Annotated in this window: 1 protein-coding gene; it reads right to left on the reverse strand. The window is 68.3% G+C overall.

Annotated features, from left to right (window positions below; all coding sequences use genetic code 11):
- Positions 1 to 31: 31 nt before the first annotated feature.
- Positions 32 to 909, reverse strand: an 878-nt coding sequence (locus AC1D00_RS43080) for an iron-containing alcohol dehydrogenase (protein WP_477014916.1), incomplete at its 5' end; no start/stop codon positions are given.

Genomic DNA, 909 nt, shown 5'->3' on the forward strand with positions numbered 1-909 from the left:
GTTGATTGGCTGCCGCGCGCGGCAGAGATAGCTAGAACGCGACCTCGTACATGTTCAGGATCGCATCCCGGCCGAGATCGCGCGGGTTGTTGTCGAGCAGGCGGCGAATGGCGTGCGCCTCGTCGGCCATCACGCCGAGGTCGTTCCTGGGCACGCCGAGCGCGGACAGCCGCATCTCGATGCCGAGATTCTTGCAGAACTCGTAAGTTGCGTCGAACGCGCGTTTCGCATCGCCCTGCTGCGGCAGCCCGAGCGCCCGGAGCACCGCGAGCGTCTTCGCCTCCACCGCCGGCATGTTGAAGGCCAGCGTGTGCGGGAAGATCACCGCGCAGGCGAGCCCGTGCGCGATATGATGGCGCGCGCCGAGCGGATAGGCCACCGCATGGCCGGCGGTGGTGTTCACCGGCCCAAGGCAATAGCCGCCATAGAGCGAAGCCAGGGCAAGACCGGCGCGCGCCTCGCGGTCGCCGCCGTCGGCCACCGCGCGCTTGAGATAGTGCCCGACCAGCCGCGCACCCTCGAGCGCATAGAGGTCGATCGTCGGATGCGCCTTGCGGCTGGTATAAGCCTCGACGCAATGCGCGAGCGCGTCGACGCCGGTGGCCGCAGTGACCTCCTTCGGCACGGTCATGGTCAAGTCCGGATCGACGATGGCGATATCGGCAAGCATGAAGCGGCTCTGCACCGCCTGCTTGTTCTGGCTGACGGGATCGGTGACGAGCGCGCGGGTGCCGGCCTCGCTGCCGGTGCCCGACGTGGTCGGTATCTGCATCAGCGCCACGCTGCGGCCGGCCACCTTCTCCGGCCCGACGATGTCGGCAAAGGCCACGTCGGAAGTGCAGAGCACCGCGACCAGCTTGGCGAGATCCATCGCGCTGCCGCCGCCGAAGCCGACCACGAGATCGGGCT

The organism is Bradyrhizobium sp. P2_E8 (assembly GCF_056403875.1).